Source organism: Streptomyces sp. NPDC048383, from assembly GCF_040651775.1.
In the GTDB taxonomy this organism is placed as follows: domain Bacteria; phylum Actinomycetota; class Actinomycetes; order Streptomycetales; family Streptomycetaceae; genus Streptomyces.
This window is the reverse complement of sequence record NZ_JBEZKS010000002.1, coordinates 15,274-32,969: the sequence shown is the minus strand read 5'-3', so window position 1 is coordinate 32,969 and position 17,696 is coordinate 15,274. Positions and strand designations below refer to the sequence as shown.

The following is a 17,696-nucleotide window of genomic DNA, read 5'->3' as shown; positions in this document are numbered from 1 at the left end:
CGTGCACGCCCGCCCGGTTCCCGGGTTCCGTCGGCGTGCGCGCATTCCGGAAGGTCTGCGCACCGATCCGGACGGCTTTTCCGTGCACCGCACCGCGCGGGAATACCGCTCCTCATTGCCCGCAGTCCTGAAAAGCGCCATCGAACGAGGGGAATCACGTCCGTGGGCGAAATGCCTGCCGCCACATCCGCCGCGCCCGAAGAGACGCCGCACGCGGCTCCGGCCCTCCAGCTCCCCGTCCGGGACGACGCGGGCGGCGCGTCGCCGTCGCCATCACAGCTCACGCACTCCTGGACCGACCACGCCTTCCAGCCGCTGAGCGAGTTCGTCGAGGCCCGGGGGCTCGACGCGGCCGACCTGTTCAACGCGGCGTTCACCGTGCTGCTGCACCGCTACAGCGGCCAGGACGACCTCGTCCTGGCCCGCGCCGGCGGCCCGAGGGACCCCGACCGGGTCCATCCCGTCGCCGTCCGCTCCCGCATCGGGGACGACGTCACCTTCGTGACCCTCACCGCCGCGCTCTCCGCCCGCCACCGCGCCGCGACGCGCGACGCCGAACGCGCCGACGTCCCCGCCGACCTCGGCACCGGACTGCGCGTCGGCTTCCTCAGCCGCGACACCCCGGACCGGACCGGGGCGGCGGCCCCGCGGCCCGACGGCCTCGACCTCCTCCTGGAGGTCGAGCAGACCCCCGACACCGTCCGCTTCGCCCTGACGTACGACGCCGCCCTGTTCACGGAGGCGTTCGTCTCCCGCATGGCCGCCAACTACCGCACGCTCCTCCTCGACGCGTGCCGCCGTCCCACGGCCCCGGTGGGCGAGCTGGCCGTGATCTCGCCGGCGGAGACGCGCCACCTGCTCACGGAACTCAACGCCACCGCCCGCCCCTACCCCCACGACACGACGCTCCACGCGCACGTCGAGGCCCAGGCCGCCCGCACCCCCGAGGCCCCGGCCGTGGAGTGGCGGGGCGCCACCTTGACCTACCGCGAGCTCGACGAGCAGGCCAACCGGATCGCCCGCGCCCTGCTGGCCCACGGTGTCGCGCCCGGCTCGCGCGTCGGCGTCTCCGTCGCCCGCACCCACCGCACCGTCTGCCTCCTCCTCGCCGTCCACAAGGCGGGCTGCGCCTACGTCCCCCTGGACCCGGCCTACCCCGCCGACCGGCTCCGCGACATCGCGGCGACCGCCGACATGGCCGCCGTGGTGTACGAGGACGCGCCCGGCACCCAGGCGGCGACCCCGGCCGCCTCCGGACCCGCGCCCTGGCTCGACACCGTGCCCGCGGCCGCCCTGCCCTGGGGCGAACTGTGGGAGAAGGCGGGCGCCGAACGCCCCGACCCGCCGGAGGTCGACGTCGACCCGGCCGCCACCACCCACCTGATCTACACCTCCGGCTCGACCGGCCTGCCCAAGGGCGTCGTCATCAGCCACCGCAACGTGGCCGCGTTGCTCGCCTGGGCCCGCGACACCTACCGACCGGCGGACCTGGCCCGGGTCCTGTTCGCCACCTCCCTCAACTTCGACCTCTCGGTGTTCGAGCTCTGGGCCCCGCTCACCACCGGCGGTCGGGTCGTCGTCGTCGACAACGTCCTCGCCCTCACCGAGGACGACACCCTGCGCCCGAGCCTGGTCAACACCGTCCCCAGCGCCCTGAACGTGCTGCTCCAGCGGTCGGCCGTGCCCGCCTGCACGACGGTCCTCAACGTGGCCGGTGAACCCCTGGCGAAGGAACTCGTCAACGCCGCCTTCGCGACCACCGGCGTCGAACGGCTCCACAACCTCTACGGACCGTCCGAGGACACCACGTACTCGACCTGGAAGTGCTTCACCGGCCCGGTCACCGGCAGCCCGACCATCGGCGTTCCCGTCCACAACACGGTGGCCCACCTCCTGGACGCCCGCGGGCAGTTGGTGCCCCGTGGCGTGGTCGGTGAGCTCCACCTCGGCGGGGCCGGCCTCGCCGACGGGTACATCAACGACCCCGGGCGCACCGCCGCCGTGTTCGTCCCCGCCCCGCCGCACCTACCAGCGGGTACCCTCTACCGCACCGGCGACCTGGCCTGCTGGACGGAGGACGGCGAACTGCGGTTCATGGGCCGCAAGGACAACCAGGTCAAGGTCCGCGGCTTCCGCGTCGAACTCGGCGAGATCGAGTCCGTGCTCCGCGAGGTCGTGGGCCTGCGGGACGTCGCGGCCCTCGCCGTCCGCACCGACGACGACACCCGGCTGGTCTGCTGGGTCGGTCTCGAAGGCGCCCACGTCCCCGTCGAGGCGATGGCCGACCACCTGCGCCGCAAGCTCCCGCACTACATGCAGCCCGCCAGGATCCTGGTCGAGGAACGGCTCCCGCAACTGCCCAACGGCAAGGTCGACCGCAAGGCCCTCGCCGCCCGCGCCGTCGACTGGAGCGCCCACGAGGGCGCCGACCGCGCCTTCACCACCGACGACCCCGACGAGGCCGCCGTCGCCGCCGTCTGGACCGACCTGCTCGGCGTCGCCCAACTCGGCGCCGACCGCGACTTCTTCTCCGTCGGCGGCCACTCGCTGCTGGCCAACCTGCTCGCCGCCCGACTCGGCGACGCCGCCGGCCGCACCGTGCGCGTCGCCGAGATCTACGAGCACCGCACCCTGACGGCCCAGGCCCGACTGCTGCGCCACAAGCGCGAACAGACCCCCGTCGCCACCGCCGAGCAGGGGGCCGAAGCACGGCTCACCGCCGTCGCCGAGACCCTCCACGCCTCCGGCCTCGGCCACGGCGTCCCCGGTGCCGCCGCCGCCGTGTACGTCGACGGCACCCTACGGTTCGTCCACCACGGCGTCGACGACGTCGAGACCGGCGCCCCCCGCGGCGAGGCCTCCCGCCAGCGGGTCACCTGCATCACCAAGCCGATGCTGGCCTTCACCGCCCTGCGTCTGGTCGACCGCGGTCTGATCGGCCTGGACGAGTCCCTCGCCACACTGCTGCCGCGGGCCTTCCGACGGAGCGACGGCCGCACCGTCGACGTGACGCTGCGTCAACTCCTGTCGCACACCAGTGGGATCGACGACTCCTACGAGGTCTGGCACGACACCGACCTCCCCGACCTCGACCGCTACCTCGACACCTTCTCCGGGTACGGTCAACTCTTCGAACCGGGCGAGGTGTTCGCGTACTCGGCCTGCGGCACCTCCATCGTCGCCGCGCTCATCGAGAAGCTCCTCGGCGTCCCCTGGCGCCGCGCCGTCAACGAGCTGATGCTGACCCCCCTCGGCATCAAGGAGATCCCCGAGACCTTCACCGAGGGCGGCCACTACGGGGACACCGTTTCCGCCGGCTACCTGTGGAGCGAGGCGGGACAGCGCTACGTCCGCCACGACCCGCCGCCCCAGACCATCGCCGACGACGCGGCCGGCTCCTTCTCCGTCTGCCTCACCCTCGACGAACTCGCCAGGATCGCGATCCTCGCCCTCCACGACGGCGTCGCCCCGAGCGGGGAGCGGCTGCTGTCCGCCGACCTCGCCGCGCAGATGCGCACCCCGCAGATCGACGTCCCCGGACACCACTTCATGCACGCCTGGGGCCTGGGCTGGCTGATGTTCGGACCGACCGCCTTCGGCTTCAACTCCAACGGCAGCGGCCACCACAACTTCGTCCAGATCTTCCCCGAGCAGCGCACCTTCCTGATCCTGCTGGCCAACGCCTACCCCGCCTTCGGCCTCTACGAGGACCTGCTGCGCGCCCTCACCGGCGAGGGCCTCATCCGCACCGGCCGCCCCTTCGAACTGGACCTCGACGCGTGCGCCGGCCAGTACGACTCCGACGGCTACCGGCTCACGGTCCTGCCCGGCCGCGAACACCTCGGGTACGAGTACTCCGAGCGCGGCCGGGACGGCCGGTGGCAACGCCTCGACGAGGGCGACCTCGTCCTCTCCGGCGCCGGCGGCTTCAGCTCCATGTCGAAGAAGAACGTCCTCGCCGGCTCCATCTCCTTCATCCCCGCCCCCGGAACCCGCCTCCCGGCCTTCGTGCGGATCGGCCAGAGGTTCGCCAGGAAGGTCCGATGACAACGCCCCGCGCAACCCGCGAACACGCGACGGCCACAGCCGTCACTCCCGAAGAAGTCACCCCCGTACAAGTCGCTCCCGCAGAAGTCGCTCCCGTACAAGTCACCGCCAAACACGTCCTGTTCGTCACCTGGAAGACCGGCAACGCACCCGCGTTCGAAGCGGCCAAACGCCTCGGCCACCAGGTCACCCTCATCCGCTCGCTGCGCATGGAGAAGTCCCAGAACATCGACTTCGACGCCTCGCCCTACGGCGCGTTCGTCGACTCCGTGCACGTCCTCGACGACGCCACCGACCACGAGGCCCTGCGCGCCTGCGTCCTCGACGTCCACCGCCGCCGGCCCGTCGACGGGTTCGTCGCCACCGTCGACGCGCTCGTCGTACCGGTCGCCGAGATCGCCGAGGAGATCGGCGTCCCCTTCACCGCGGTCCGCGGCGCCCGCGCGGCCAAACTGAAGCACCGCTGCCGGGAGGTCCTCGCCGCCGCGGGCGTCGACAGCACCCGGCACACCGTCGTCACCGGCTTCGACGAGGCCGCCGCCTTCGCCGCGACCACCGGCTACCCCGTCGTCGTCAAACCCGCCCGCGGCTCCGCCAGCGAGGGCGCCCACGTCGTCCCCGACGAAGCCGCGCTGCGCGAGACCGTGGCCCGCGCCGTCGGCGACGAGGTCACGTACGAGGCGGGCATCCTCGTCGAGGAGTACCTCACCGGCCGTTTCGTCTCCGCCGAGATCGGACTCTCCCGCGGCCGCTTCCTCCCGCTGGCCGTCAGCGAACGCTCGACCTGGGACCGCCACGAGGCCCTGGAGACCGGCACCACCATCCCCGCCGCCATCGGCGCCGCGGACCACGCGGCCGTCATGGCCTTCGCCGAGGCCGTCGTCGGCGCCCTCGACCTGCGCCTCGGCATCTTCCACGTGGAGATCATGCTCGGCGCCGACGGTCGCCCCCGGCTCATCGAACTCAACCCGCGCATCATGGGGTCCTGCCTGCCGAACCTCTACCGGCTCGCCGGTGGCGGCGACATCTTCGACCTGCTGGTCCGCGTCCACCTCGACGAGGAGATCGAACCCCGCACCCCCACCTTCGACCGGTACGCGACCGTCCGCTGGTTCGGCGCCGCGGACCCGGCCCCCCGCCCCGACCGGTGGCCCGCCCTGGACTGGGCCGCCACCGACTACGGGGACTCCCTGCACGCGCTGACGGTCCGCTTCCCGGACGGCGACGTGCTGCCCGCCTGCCGGGGCAACCTCGGCAACTTCGGCGAGGTACAGGTCGTACACGCCGACCACGCGACATCGATCGGGATCGCGGAGCAGATCGTCGAACGGACGGCGGACCTGCTCGGCATCGAGGTGACGGGATGACCATGACCACACCCACCACGGCCCCCGCGGCGGCCCCCGCACAGGCCGCGCCCAGCCGGCCCTTCTTCGCCGAGACCCGGGCGCAGCTCGCCGGCCTCGGACTCCCGGACGCCGACCCCGCCGCCACGGAAAGCTCGGGCAAGACCTTCGAAGACGGCTGCCACTTCCGCGTCGAGGTGCCCACCGTCAACTCCGTACAGGCCGCCGAGACCCTCCTGTCGCAAAGCCGCCGCCGGGGCTTCACCATCAACCGGATCACCGAGACCCGCGGCATGTACCGGCACACCGCCCGGGAGATCGGCGAGTACGTCGCCCTCGGCCGGGAGTACGGGGCCGAGATCCTGATGTCGGTCGGCCCCCGCGCCAGCTACGACACCGGTGGCAGCGTCCAGACCCCCGAGGGCGTCCGGATCGGCTACCGGCTGCGCGGCCAGGAACAGATGGTGCGGGCCGTCGAGGACGTCAAACGCGGTCTCGAACTCGGCGTACGCGGCTTCGTGATCTACGACGAGGGCCTGCTGTGGGTGCTGAACCGGCTGCGCGCAGCCGGTGAACTCCCCCCGGACATCCACCTCAAGGTCTCCGCCCACTGCGGCCACGGCAACGCCGCCTCCGCCCAGATGCTGGAGATGCTCGGGGCCGACAGCTTCAACCCGGTCCGCGACCTGACCCTGCCCATGATCGCGGCGCTGCGCCAGGCGGTGTCCATCCCGCTCGACTGCCACGTCGACAACCCCCGGATGTCCGGCGGCTTCGTCCGTACCTACGAGGCACCCGAGTTCGTCCGGGTGGCCGCCCCGATCTACCTCAAGACCGGCAACAGCGCCCTGGAGGGGCACGGCGTCAGCCCCACCCTCAACCAGCTCGACGACATCCTGCGTCAGGTCGAGATCGTCACCGAGTTCCTCGACCGGCACCACCCCGAGGCCCGCCAGAGCCCCTCCGGCCTCCACCTGACGCCCGTCGGCCCCTGAGCCCGGCTCCCCACAGCACACAGACAGAGGTCACCAGCATGTGCCGCATCTACGGCCACTTCGGCGGGGAACCCGTCGAACGCGACGTCCTGCACGCCGTCGCACGGGCGATGCACCACGGCGGTCCCGACGACCGGACCGTCCACACCGCCGCCACCTGGGCGCTCGGCAACAACCGGCTCGCCGTCCAGGGCATCGACCACGGACGGCAACCCTTCGTCCTCGGCGACATGACGTGCGTGTTCAACGGAGAGATCTACAACCACCGCGAACTGCGCGCCGAACTCGTCGCGGCCGGCCACACCTTCGAGGGCGACTGCGACGGTGACGTCCTGCTGCCCCTGTACGAACGCCACGGGGACGCCTTCGTCGCCCGGCTGGAGGGCATGTTCGCGATCGCCGTCGTCGACCGCCGCGCCGAGCCCTGCCTGAAGCTCTTCAACGACCACGCCGGCATGAAATCCCTGTACTACTACCTGTCCGCCGACGGCCGCCGGCTCTGCTTCGCCTCCGAACTCCAAGCCCTCTCCCGCTTCCCCGACTTCCCCGACGCCCTCCACCCCCTCGCGATCGACCGCTACCTCGGCGGCCGGGCCCTCTGGGGCCCCGACACCGCCTACGCCAAGGTCCACACCATGGTCCCCGGCACGACCCTGCGCTTCGCCGACGGACGGCTCACCCTCACCCGGGCCCCGCTGTCACCCGCCGAACCCGATTGGCCGACCACGGGTCCCGACCTCGGCGCGGCCGCCGAGATCCTCGACGCGACGCTGCGCCACGAACTCACCCGGATGCTCGACGCCGACGTCCCCGTCTGCGTCATCACCAGCGGCGGACTCGACTCCAGCTACACCTCGGCGATCGCCGCCTCCCTCGTACCCGACCTCGCCTCCTTCAACGTCGCCTACCGCGGCGACTGGCCGGCCGACGAACGCCACTTCGCCGCCGAGGCCGCCCGGCACAGCGGCACCCGCCACCACCAGGTCCTGCTCGACCCCGCGGACTTCCCCTCGCTCGTCGACCGCTTCGTCCGTCACCTGGACCAACCGAACAACGCCCCGCACAGCCTCAGCACCTTCGCCCTGTTCGAAGCCATCCACGAGGCCGGGTTCAAGGTCGCCCTCACCGGTGACGGGGCCGACGAACTCTTCGGCGGGTACACCCGCTTCGTCAAGGCCGCCCGCGACGACTCCGCTACCTGGCACCGCGGCTACCAGGACACCATGGCCGCCATCGGCACCAGCACCCTGGAGCGCCTCTACACCCCCGCCCACCGGGCCCACCTCGCCGCGAACGGCGGCCTCTTCGGCGACCGCGTCGGCGACGAACTCGACCGCCGGGCGCGCACCGGGAAACTCGACAAGCTGGAAACGCTGCTGCGCTACGACCAGTTCGAACGGTTCCCGTACTACATCCTGCGCCGCGTCGACCACCTGAGCATGGCCCACTCCGTGGAGGCCAGGATCCCCTTCCTGCAGCCGTCCGTGATGCGCCTCGCCCACGCCCTGCCCACCGCGCTCAAGGTCGTCGGCGACACCGTCAAGGCGCCGGTCTCCGAAGCCGCCCGCCGCTGGGTGCCGCGGAGCGTCATCGACCGGCCCAAGCAGCCCTTCACCCTCCCCATCGCGGCGATGATCAAGCCCGGCGAGGCGCTGCACGAGCTGATCGGCGACACCCTCCTCGCCCCCGGCGCCCGCTACCGCGACCACGTCCGTCAGGACGTCGTCCGGGACCTGTTCCGCATGCAGTCCGAGAACCCGGGCGCGCACACCGCGGAAGTCCTCTGGTCCCTGCTCATGCTCGAAACCTGGCTCTCCGCCAGGAACCTCACCCCGTAGGAGACAGACATGTCCCAGTCCACCCCGCCCATCCGCTCGCTGCTGGCCGGCGTCACCAAGGACGACATCCGCCGCGACCCGTTCCCGCACATCGTGATCAGCGACGCGCTGCCCCAGCCCCTGTACGACGCGCTGGCCGCCTCGATGCCCGACGTCGAGTACATCGGCACGCGGATCGGCAAGGAGATCACGTCCAACGAACGCTACAACTACATGTCCGAACCCATCCTCCGGGACGAGGCGATGGCCCAGGTGTGGAAGGACTTCGTCACCTACCACGCGTCGCCCGAGTTCTACGCCCAGTTCCTCGACCTGTTCCAGGACGACCTGCTCGCCAACCTGCCCGACGCCGAGAAGCAGTGCGGCCCCCTGCGCGACCTGCGCGTCGGCCGCCGCAACCGGGACGGCTTCGACACCCACGACATCCTCATGGACTGCACCGCCGTCATCAACTCGGCCGTCACCGGCCGGCCCTCCGCCTACCGCGGCCCCCACGTCGACAAGCCGTACAAGCTGTTCGGCGGACTCTTCTACATGCGCCTCGCCGAGGACGACGCCATCGGCGGCGACCTCGTCCTCTACAAGTACCGTGAGGGCGCCCACAAGTTCACCACCAGCGCCTCCGAGTACGGCGACAACCGGTTCGACATCGATCCGCGCTACGTCGAGGAGGTCGCCACCGTCCCGTACCGGAGCAACACGCTCGTGATGTACCCCATCAACCCGCTGGCCCTGCACGGTGTGTCGGTGCGCAGCCTCACCCCGCACCAGCGGCGCTTCGTCGCCCTCGTCGGTGATCTCCAGAACCCGCTCTTCGACCTTGCGCTCTGAGGTGCCCCCCTTGATTCCCTTCGACCAGCGAACCGGCCACATCTGGCTCGACGGCCGCCTCGTGGACTGGGCCGACGCCACGCTCCACGTCCTCACCCACGGCCTGCACTACGCCAGCAGCGTCTTCGAAGGCGTCCGCGTCTACGGCGGCGCCCCCTTCATGCTCCGCGAACACCTCGCGCGGCTGCGGACCTCGGCGCGGATCCTCGACTTCGACCTCGAACACGACGAGGAGACCCTCCACCGGGCCACCCTCGACGTCATCGCCAAGGCCGGCATCACCGAGGGCTACGTCCGTGTCAACGCCTGGCGCGGCTCCGAGGTCATCCAGACGGCCGCGCTGCGGACCTCGGTCCACACCTCCGTGGCCGCGTGGGAGATCCCGGCGGGCTACTACGCGGCGGCCGACGCCCTCCGTACGGGCATCTCCCTCGTCACCGCCGAGTACCGCAGGCCCTCCCCGCGCCACGCCCCGGTAAAGAGCAAGGCCGCCGGCAACTACATGATCGGCACGATCAGCAAGAACCACGCCCTGCGGGCCGGCTTCGATGACGCCCTGCTCCTCGACGACGAGGACCACATCGTCGAGGCCACCGGCGCCCACGTCTTCTTCACCCGGGGCGGCGTCCTCCTCACCCCGACCACGCGGTGCACCATCGACGGCATCACCCGGGCGTGCGTCCTGGCGATCGCCGACCACGAGGGCATCCCGTACGAGATCGGCGACCTGGACGCGGGCTTCCCCGCCGAGGCCGACGGCGCCTTCATCTGCGGCACGGCCTGCGAGATCCTTCCCGTCGCCCGCATCGACGACCACCACTACGACCTGAGCGGAAACGACGTGATCGGACGGCTCATCACCGGCTACCACGACCTGATCGCAGGCCGGAGCCAGGTGAAGGTGCCGAACGCATGGGGGCGGTAACCGCCCTGGAGAAGCTGCTGCCGGTGGTCCTGGCCTTCGGCTGCGGCGTCCTCCTCGCACGACGCAAGGTCGTACCGGCCGAAAGCTCCAAGGTCTTCGCCGACTACGCCTTCCTCTTCGCGGTGCCCTGCTACCTGTTCGGGAACATCTACGCGAGCGACCTGGCCGCCCTCTTCGACTGGCGGGCCATCGGCGGCTACGCGGCCACCGCCGCCTGCGCGGTGGTCGTCGTGGGCACCGCGGCCCGGTTGTTCGGCGTCCTGGACCCCCGGGGCGTCGCCCTGCGCATCATGGCGGGCGTCCAGGTGAACACCGCGTACTTCGCCGTACCGGTCTTCATCATGCTCTTCGGCAACGCGGCGCCGATCTTTCCGGTGCTGCTGTTCCAGGTCTGCGTGCTGTCGCTCGTCGTCATCTCGATCATGGAGCTGGGCCGGCCGGAGCGCACCGGCGGGCCCGGCGCGCGCCTGGCCCGGGCCGTCGGCGCCTCGCTGGTGACGCCCGTCGTCCTCGCCTGCAACGCGGGCATCCTGCTGAACCTGCTCTCGGTGCACCTGCCGCGGGCGGTCCTGGACGGCTTCGCGTTCGTCGGCGACAGCGCCTCCCCGGTGGCCCTGTTCGCGCTCGGCCTGCACCTGGGCGGCGCCGGCCTCAGGCTGCGCGGGACCACGCCGGAAGAAGTGTGGCTCGTCGCCTTCAAGTGCCTGGTCTTCCCCCTCATGGCGTGGGCGGTGTGCCGCTACGTCTTCGGCGTCGAGGGGGACTGGCTCGCCTACCTGGTGCTGATCGCCGCGATGCCGGCCCCGCAGAACCTCTTCATCTTCGCGCAGCGCTATGACGTCGACGTGGCCCTGTCGGCGGAACTCGTCGTCAAGAGCTCCCTCGCGTCGCTGCTCGTGCTGCCCCTGTGGGTGCAGTGGACCGTCCACTTCGGCTGAGGCCGCGGCGGTCGGTCCCGTCCCGACGCGTCCTCCCCGCCCGCGCAGTCCCTTCCCCTTCACCTTCCCCTTCACCACCATCCGAAAGGTGGGCCCGACCGTGACCCAGACAGTACGGACCAGCCGGATCACCGTCCGGCAGACAGCCGGACACATAGGCGCCGAGATCTCCGGCGTGGACCTGCGGGAGGATCTCGACGACGCCACCGTCGCCGAGATCCGCCGGGCCGTGCTGACGCACCGCGTCGTCTTCTTCCGCGGCCAGCACCTCGACCACGCCCGCCACGTCGCCTTCGGCCGCCGCTTCGGCGCCCTCACCCGCCGCCCCGGCAAGAAGCACGGCGTCTCGCCCGACGGTTTCCCCGAGATCCTCACGGTGGACGCCAAGGCGGACGTCGAGCGGTACGGGAAGAACTTCGAGGAGCACTACCGGCGCAAGTGGGTCTCGCCCATCGCCGGCTGGCACAGCGACCTCACCCAGGCGGTCAACCCGCCCGACCTGTCCATCCTGCGCGCCGAGACCACCCCGCCGTTCGGCGGCGACACCCAGTGGACCAACACCGTCGCCGCCTACGAGGCCCTCTCGCCGCAGCTGCGCGACCTCGTGGACACCCTCAGGGCCGAGCACGCCTTCTTCACCGGCGTCCACCTGCGCCACTCCGACGCCCGTGACCGGGAGATCCTCGACATCTACTGCCAGGACCCGCAGGCCGCCGTCCACCCCGTGGTCCGCGTGCACCCCGAGACGGGGGAGCGGGCGCTGTTCGTCAGCCCCGGGTCCACCACCCGGATCGTCGGGTTCAGCGAGATCGAGAGCCGCCACCTGCTTGACCTGCTGTTCCAGCACATGACCAGCACCGAGTACACGGTGCGCTTCCGCTGGGAGCCGGGCAGCATCGCCTTCTGGGACAACCGGAGCACCTGCCACTTCGCCCCCACCGACTTCGGCCACCTCGACGTCGACCGCGTCATGCACCGGGTGACCGTCCTCGGGGAGCCCGCCACCGGCCCGGACGGGTTCACCTCGCAGCTCGTCGCGGGGGACCGGCTGGAAGCCTGGTAGCGCTCCGCGGCGGGCCGGCTCAGGGCAGCCGCAACCGTACGGCGAGGGCGGCGACGTCGTCGTCGAGGCGTCCTCGGCTGTAGCGGAGGAGGTCGCGGTGCAGGGCCGTGAGCAGCTCGCGGGGCGCCGCCGGGGGTTGCCCGCGCATCCAGGCCGCCAGCGGGAAGAACTCGCCGTCGCGGGCGCGGGCCTCGGCGATCCCGTCGGTGTACAGGAGCAGCAGGTCACCGGGCGCGAAGTCGAACGTGTCCACGTTGTAGTGATCGCCGATCAGTTCCGCGAGGCTGAGCAGGGGCGAGGGAACGGCCGACTCCAGGACGCGGAGCCGGCTACTGTGCAGGAGCAGTGGCGGGGGGTGTCCGCAGTTGAGGATGCCGATGCGCCCGCCCTCGTGCGGGATCTCGACGAGGAGGGCGGTGGCGAAGCGCTCCATCGGGCCTTCCGGGGGGAAGGCGGAGTTGTAGCGGGTGCTGCTGGCGTCCATCCTGCGTGCGACGTCGACCATGTCGGCCTCGCCGTAGGCGGCCTCCCGGAAGGCGTTGACGATCGCCGCGGCCGCCCCCACCGCCGGCAGCCCCTTGCCCCGCACGTCACCGATGAGCAGCCGGACCCCGTACGGCGTGTCGACGACCTCGTAGAAGTCCCCGCCGATCCGGGCCTCCGCGGCGGCCGCGAGGTACAGGGACTCGATCTCGATGTTGCGGAACCGGCGCGGCAGGGGGCTCAGCACCACCTGCTGCGCCGCTTCGGCGACGAGCCGCACCTGAAAGAGGGTGCGCTCCCGCTGGAGCCGCAGGTGGCTTCCGTACGCGGCGGCCACGGTGACCGCGACGATGCCGGCGGCCGTCCACCACGTGCCCAGGTCGGGGAAGACCATGCCCAGGCCGATCATCAGGCACAGGCACACCGTGCCGAGCAGGACGGTGGGCAGGACCGGCCACATCGCGGCCGCGAGGGCCGGCGCCGCCGGCAGGAGGCGGCTGAAGGCCATCTCCGGCGGGGTGGCGTAGGCCAGGCTCGCGATCACGATGGTCAGCATGATCGGAGACAACCGCACGAGCGTCCCCCGGCCGTAGCGCCGACGGGGCCGCGGCCGTCCAGACTCGATCACCCTCCCACCATAGGTGCGGGGTGCTGCCGCGGCCTCCGGTGGAGGGGGCTCGGGCCCACCCCCGCACTTGATGGGAACGCACGTTCGATGGGTGGGGTGATGGGACTCAGGCGACCCGTCGGGCCGCCTCCAGGGCGGCCTTGACCTGCTGGGCCACGCGGGCCGCGTCCTCGGGGTCGTTCACCACGTCCGTGTGGCTCATGTCGACGACGAGGACCTCGCTCGCCGAGTAGTGCCCGTGCACCCATTCGTCGTAGCCGGACCACAGGGTCCGGTAGTACTCGACGAGGCCCGCGTCCTGCTCGAAGTCGCGCCCCCGCAACCCGATGCGGTGCAGGACCGTCTCGAAGTCGGCCTTGAGGTAGACCATGAGGTCGGGTGCCTTGCGGTACGGCAGGCCGTCGATCTCGCGCATCATCTCGTCGAGCAGCCCCTCGTACACCCGCATCTCCAGGGAGCTGATGCGGCCCAGGTCGTGGTTGACCTTGGCGAAGTACCAGTCCTCGTAGATGGACCGGTCGAGGACGTTGTCGCCCTGCTTGTACGCCTCCTTGATCGAGGCGAACCGGGTCCGCAGGAAGTGCAGCTGGAGGAGGAAGGGGTAGCGCTTGGCCTGGATCTCCTCAGGGCTCGCCGTGTAGAAGAGCGGGAGGATCGGGTTGTCCTCCACGCTCTCGTAGAAGACCCGGCTGCCCAGCTCCTTGGCGAGCAGCTCGGCCACGCTGGTCTTGCCGATGCCGATCATGCCTCCGACGCAGATCACTGGCATACCTCACTTCTCCCGGGGGTCTTCGATTCGCCGGCGGGTGGGTGGCTCGGTCGCACCACGTCACCGGGAGGCATGCCGGCGGTCACTCGATTCCCCAAGATCTTCATGACCGGTGTCACGGGTCTGTCGTCCGGATCGACGAGCCACTGTCCCGCGGCCGCCATGAATCATAAATGACGACCCGACCCTGGAGGCCCGGGCGCAGGACCACCGGCCGTGCGGCGCCAGGCGTCCGCCCGCCCGGGCGGCGGCCCGCCCTTTCCCCGGGGCGCGAACCGGGCGCCTCTCGAACCCGGAAAACCCCCGTTCCTTGATCAAGAATTCCATTCGAACGCGGGTGTTGTGACGCGTGTCTGCGTTCGATACGATCGCAACCCTCAACGGCCGTACGTCCACATATCAACGGGGGGTATTGTGGGTTCGTTCGTGTCAGCAATACCCTCAGGGCGGGATTCCTGATGGGGGAGGCCGAGGAGAAATTACAACCCTCCGGCCCTTTATTACCCGAAGTTCATGACCGGGCCGGCTCCCCGTTGCTCAGTCGGGATTTCCTGTTCTTCTGGATCGCCGGAGCCGTCGACGGTCTCGGCACCTGCGCCTCCTCCCTCTTCCTTCCGCTGATCCTGCTCGGCGCCGGATATTCGGCCGGCCTCGCCGGCCTCGTCGCGTCGGTGGCACTCGTCAGCGGACTGGTGGTCTCGCCGGTCGCGGGAGTGTTCGCCGACCGGTGGCCCCGCAAGCCGATGATGTACACGGCGGCCCTGGTCGCGGCGGGCGCCATGGGATCGGTGTTCGTGGCCGTGGCCCTCGGGCACGTCGTCCTGGTCCACGTCCTCGTCGCCGCCGCCGTCGAGCAGGCGGCCAGCGCCGCCTACGGGGCGGCGGCCTCCGGGACCATCCGCCGGCTGGTGCCGCCCGAGGGGTACACCCGGGCGATCGGCTACCTCCAGGCACGGGACCAGGCGGTGCAGATCGTCGGGCCGACCCTGGGCGGCGTGCTCTACCAACTCTCGCGCTGGGTGCCGCTCCTCGCGGACGCCGTGTCGTTCCTGTTGGTCGCGCTGCTGAGCAGGGCGATCCGTACGGACCTGACACCCGAACGGGAGGGCCCGGCGGCGCCGTTCACCCGTGAACTCGCCGAAGGACTGCGCTTCGTGTGCGCCGAACCCTTCCTGCGCTTCGTCGTGGTGTGGACGGCCGGGATCAACGCGCTCCTCGGCGCGCTCTACTTCCACGCGGTGTTCGCCTCCCACGCCCGGGGCGCCGATCCCGCCTCGATCGGGCTCATCCTCACCCTGGCCGGCGTCGGCGGACTGCTGGGCGCGCTCGCCGCCCCGTGGCTGGTCCGACGGGTCCCGGCCGCCCGGATCGTGACGGCCGCGTCGTGGGCCATGGTGCCGACGGCGGCCGGGCTCGCCTTCGCCTCGCGGACCTGGGCCTACGGCCTGCTGCTCGGCGGGGTGTCGCTGATCGTGCCGTCCGTGGCGGTCGTGCTCCAGACCCGGGCGGTACTGGTCACCCCCGACCGGCTGCTGGCCCGCATGGGCACGGTCCTGGGCACCGCCGGCCAGGGCGTCGCGGTGCTCGCCCCGGTCGCGGCCGGTGTCCTGGTCGCGGCGTACGGGGGCCGCGCCGTCGCCCTGGGCTGCGCGGGCGCGTTCGCCGGGCTGGCGCTGTACACGACCTCACGAGCCGGCCTCGTCGTCCGGGAGGCGCCGTGACCCGGACCCGCCCGCCGCGGGCCACGCGAACGTACGGCGTCTACCGGCCGGTGCTGCCGGTCACCAGCCCCCGCAACCCGGACCGGATGGTGTACACGGGGGACGCCGACGGCCTGTGCGAGATCTTCACGTGGGACCGCTCCGTCGGCACCGCGAGACAGCTGACGGACCGTCCGCACGGCACCCTGCTGTGCGCCATCGACGACGACGAGGCCGTCTGGTGGTTCGACGAGGACCGGGACGGCAGCGGCGCCTGGCGCACCCAGGACTTCGACGGCGGCCCCGACCGCCCCGCCCTGCACGGCGTCCCCACCGGGCGGCCCGCCGGGCTGGCGCTGGCCGCCGGGGGCGCGGTCGCGGTCGGCATCCGGGGTCCCGAGGGATTCGGCGTCCACCTGGGGCGGCGCGGCGCCGCCGCGACACAGGTCCTGCGCACGACGGAACCCGGGACGCTGTGCGACCTGGCCCCGGACGGGGCCCTGTTGGCGGTTTCCGGACCCGCGCACTCCACCCGCGCGGTGACCCTGCTGGCGCCGGACGGGACCACCGTCGCGGTGCTCTCCGGCGCCGAGGAACGCACCTGGGCGCTCGGCTTCGCACCGGCGCGCACCCCGCTGTCCGGCACACCGCCGTTACCCGGTACGGCACTGTTACCGGGCACGCCACTGTTACCGGGCACGTCACTGATGCCGGCCACGGCACTGTTACCGGGTACGCCACCGTTACCCGGTTCGGGGCCCTTGCCCGGCCCCGCCCCGACGCCCGGCAGCCCCCTGCTGCTCGTCCTGCGGGAGCGGGCCGGCCGCTACCACCTCGGCACCTGGGCCCCCGACCGGGGGCTGGAACTGCTGCCCTGGTGCTCGTTCGACACCGAGACGACCGCCCGCTGGTACCCCGGACCGGGCGGCGCGCGGATCCTGGTCCGGCAGGACCGGCACGGCCGCAGCCGGCTGTTCACCGCCGACCTGGACCGCGCTGAACTGACCCCGGTGCCCACGCCGGAGGGCAGCATCCTGGACGCGGCCCCCGCCGCCGACGGTGACGTGCACTTCATCTGGACCGACGCCGTGAACGTGCCGCGCGCGCTGTCCCTGTCGGGCACCCCGCTCCCCGGGCAGAGCCAGTGGCGCCTTCCCCGGTTCGGCCGCCGCCAGGACCTGTGGACCCCCGGGCCCGACGGCCCGCTGCACACCCTGGTCACCAGCCCCGCCGACCGCCCCGCCCCGCACCCGCTGGTCCTCCTCGTCCACGGCGGCCCCGCCGACCACGACCGCGACGCCTACGACCCCATGGTGCAGGCCCTCGTCGGCTCGGGGTACGCCGTGGCCCGCGTCAACTACCGCGGCTCGACCGGCTACGGGCCGCGCTGGCGCTCAGCCCACTCCGAGGGCGTCGGCCACACCCAGGTCGCCGACCTGGTGCGGGCCCGGGCCGAACTCCTGGACCGGGGCATCGGACGCGAGGGAGCCGTGGGCCTGTGCGGCACCTCCTGGGGCGGCTACCTCACGCTGCTCGCCATGGGAACCCGTCCGGACCTGTGGGACGTCGGGGTGGCCGTCAAGCCGCTCGCCGACTGCGCCACCGCCTTCCGGCACTCCACGCCCGCCCTCCAGGCGCTGGACAGCGCGTTGTTCGGCGGCACCCCGGACCAGGTGCCCGAGGCCTACGCCCACGCCTCGCCGTCCACGTACGCGGCCGCCATCCGCTCCCCGTTGCTGGTCGTCGCCGCGCGGCGGGACGCCAAGTGCCCGCCGGAACAGGTCGAGGCGTACCTGGACGTGCTGCGCGCGGCCGGGGTGGCCCACGAGCTGATGTGGCTGGACTCCGGCCACGACGGCTACGACGGCGCCGACCACCTGGCCGTGATCACGCGGTCCCTCAGATTTCTCGGTCGCGGGCTGCCCCAGGCACCCGTGCGGGCCGAGCCGTCCCCGCACCCGGAGAGGAGGTGAACAGCATGCAGAAGGACATCATCCACGGCGACCCGCTGGAGGGCGACGAGGAGAGCCGCAAGCCCGGCGTCGGTGTCGTCGTCTACCTCCGCTCCGCGGAGGAGATGGAGGACGAGGACAAGTAGTCCGGCGGCCACCGGCCGCCCAGCACCAAGGTGCC

At 71.9% G+C, this 17,696-nt stretch carries 12 protein-coding genes; 10 read left to right on the top strand and 2 right to left on the bottom strand.

Annotated features, from left to right (window positions below):
• Positions 1-171 precede the first annotated feature (171 nt).
• The 8 genes from AB0D46_RS03015 to AB0D46_RS02980 all read left to right on the top strand — a co-directional run bounded on the left by AB0D46_RS03015 (position 172) and on the right by AB0D46_RS02980 (position 11,983).
• Positions 172-4,047, top strand: a complete 3,876-nt coding sequence (locus AB0D46_RS03015; RefSeq protein ID WP_362875501.1) for an amino acid adenylation domain-containing protein — start codon at positions 172-174, stop codon at positions 4,045-4,047.
• The gene (locus tag AB0D46_RS03010; protein ID WP_362875500.1) at positions 4,044-5,414 is read left to right on the top strand and encodes an ATP-grasp domain-containing protein; all 1,371 of its coding nucleotides are present in this window, start codon (positions 4,044-4,046) and stop codon (positions 5,412-5,414) included. Before AB0D46_RS03015 ends, AB0D46_RS03010 begins: the two co-directional genes overlap by 4 nt.
• 2 nt (positions 5,415-5,416) lie before the next feature.
• The gene (locus tag AB0D46_RS03005) at positions 5,417-6,388 is read left to right on the top strand and encodes a peptidase (protein WP_362875499.1); all 972 of its coding nucleotides are present in this window, start codon (positions 5,417-5,419) and stop codon (positions 6,386-6,388) included.
• Between the two features lie 38 nt (positions 6,389-6,426).
• Entirely contained in the window at positions 6,427-8,226 is a 1,800-nt protein-coding gene (gene asnB / locus AB0D46_RS03000) for an asparagine synthase (glutamine-hydrolyzing) (RefSeq protein ID WP_362875498.1), read from the top strand.
• Positions 8,227-8,235: 9 nt separating this feature from the next.
• Entirely contained in the window at positions 8,236-9,057 is an 822-nt protein-coding gene (locus tag AB0D46_RS02995) for a hypothetical protein (protein WP_362875497.1), read from the top strand.
• Between the two features lie 10 nt (positions 9,058-9,067).
• On the top strand, positions 9,068-9,982 hold the full coding sequence (locus AB0D46_RS02990; protein WP_362875496.1) for an aminotransferase class IV: 915 nt from the start codon (positions 9,068-9,070) through the stop codon (positions 9,980-9,982).
• Positions 9,970-10,920 carry an AEC family transporter gene (locus AB0D46_RS02985; protein WP_362875495.1) on the top strand — a complete coding sequence of 317 codons (951 nt, stop codon included), beginning with the start codon at positions 9,970-9,972 and terminating at the stop codon, positions 10,918-10,920. Before AB0D46_RS02990 ends, AB0D46_RS02985 begins: the two co-directional genes overlap by 13 nt.
• Positions 10,921-11,020: 100 nt before the next feature.
• Positions 11,021-11,983, top strand: coding sequence for a TauD/TfdA family dioxygenase (locus tag AB0D46_RS02980; protein ID WP_362875494.1), 963 nt, complete (start codon positions 11,021-11,023; stop codon positions 11,981-11,983).
• Between the two features lie 19 nt (positions 11,984-12,002).
• Here AB0D46_RS02980 and AB0D46_RS02975 read toward each other — a convergent pair whose 3' ends face one another.
• Both AB0D46_RS02975 and AB0D46_RS02970 read right to left on the bottom strand, forming a co-directional pair.
• The gene (locus AB0D46_RS02975; RefSeq protein WP_362875493.1) at positions 12,003-13,022 is read right to left on the bottom strand and encodes a PP2C family protein-serine/threonine phosphatase; all 1,020 of its coding nucleotides are present in this window, start codon (positions 13,020-13,022) and stop codon (positions 12,003-12,005) included.
• 178 nt (positions 13,023-13,200) lie between these two features.
• The gene (locus tag AB0D46_RS02970) at positions 13,201-13,863 is read right to left on the bottom strand and encodes a deoxynucleoside kinase (protein WP_362875492.1); all 663 of its coding nucleotides are present in this window, start codon (positions 13,861-13,863) and stop codon (positions 13,201-13,203) included.
• 458 nt (positions 13,864-14,321) lie between these two features.
• Here AB0D46_RS02970 and AB0D46_RS02965 point away from each other — a divergent pair, with 458 nt between their 5' ends.
• Positions 14,322-15,584, top strand: a complete 1,263-nt coding sequence (locus AB0D46_RS02965) for an MFS transporter (protein ID WP_362875491.1) — start codon at positions 14,322-14,324, stop codon at positions 15,582-15,584.
• Positions 15,581-17,536 (top strand): prolyl oligopeptidase family serine peptidase, encoded by a 1,956-nt coding sequence (locus AB0D46_RS02960; protein ID WP_362875490.1) that lies wholly within the window; start codon positions 15,581-15,583, stop codon positions 17,534-17,536. The genes AB0D46_RS02965 and AB0D46_RS02960 overlap by 4 nt, the downstream gene beginning before the upstream one ends.
• Positions 17,537-17,696: the final 160 nt, after the last annotated feature.

Coding starts and splice junctions, on each gene's coding strand:
- AB0D46_RS03015 (WP_362875501.1), top strand. CDS start 172: ATGCCTGCCGCCACATCCGCCGCGCCCGAAGAGACGCCGCACGCGGCT.
- AB0D46_RS03010 (WP_362875500.1), top strand. CDS start 4,044: ATGACAACGCCCCGCGCAACCCGCGAACACGCGACGGCCACAGCCGTC.
- AB0D46_RS03005 (WP_362875499.1), top strand. CDS start 5,417: ATGACCACACCCACCACGGCCCCCGCGGCGGCCCCCGCACAGGCCGCG.
- asnB (WP_362875498.1), top strand. CDS start 6,427: ATGTGCCGCATCTACGGCCACTTCGGCGGGGAACCCGTCGAACGCGAC.
- AB0D46_RS02995 (WP_362875497.1), top strand. CDS start 8,236: ATGTCCCAGTCCACCCCGCCCATCCGCTCGCTGCTGGCCGGCGTCACC.
- AB0D46_RS02985 (WP_362875495.1), top strand. CDS start 9,970: ATGGGGGCGGTAACCGCCCTGGAGAAGCTGCTGCCGGTGGTCCTGGCC.
- AB0D46_RS02975 (WP_362875493.1), bottom strand. CDS start 13,022: ATGCTGACCATCGTGATCGCGAGCCTGGCCTACGCCACCCCGCCGGAG.
- AB0D46_RS02970 (WP_362875492.1), bottom strand. CDS start 13,863: ATGCCAGTGATCTGCGTCGGAGGCATGATCGGCATCGGCAAGACCAGC.
- AB0D46_RS02965 (WP_362875491.1), top strand. CDS start 14,322: ATGGGGGAGGCCGAGGAGAAATTACAACCCTCCGGCCCTTTATTACCC.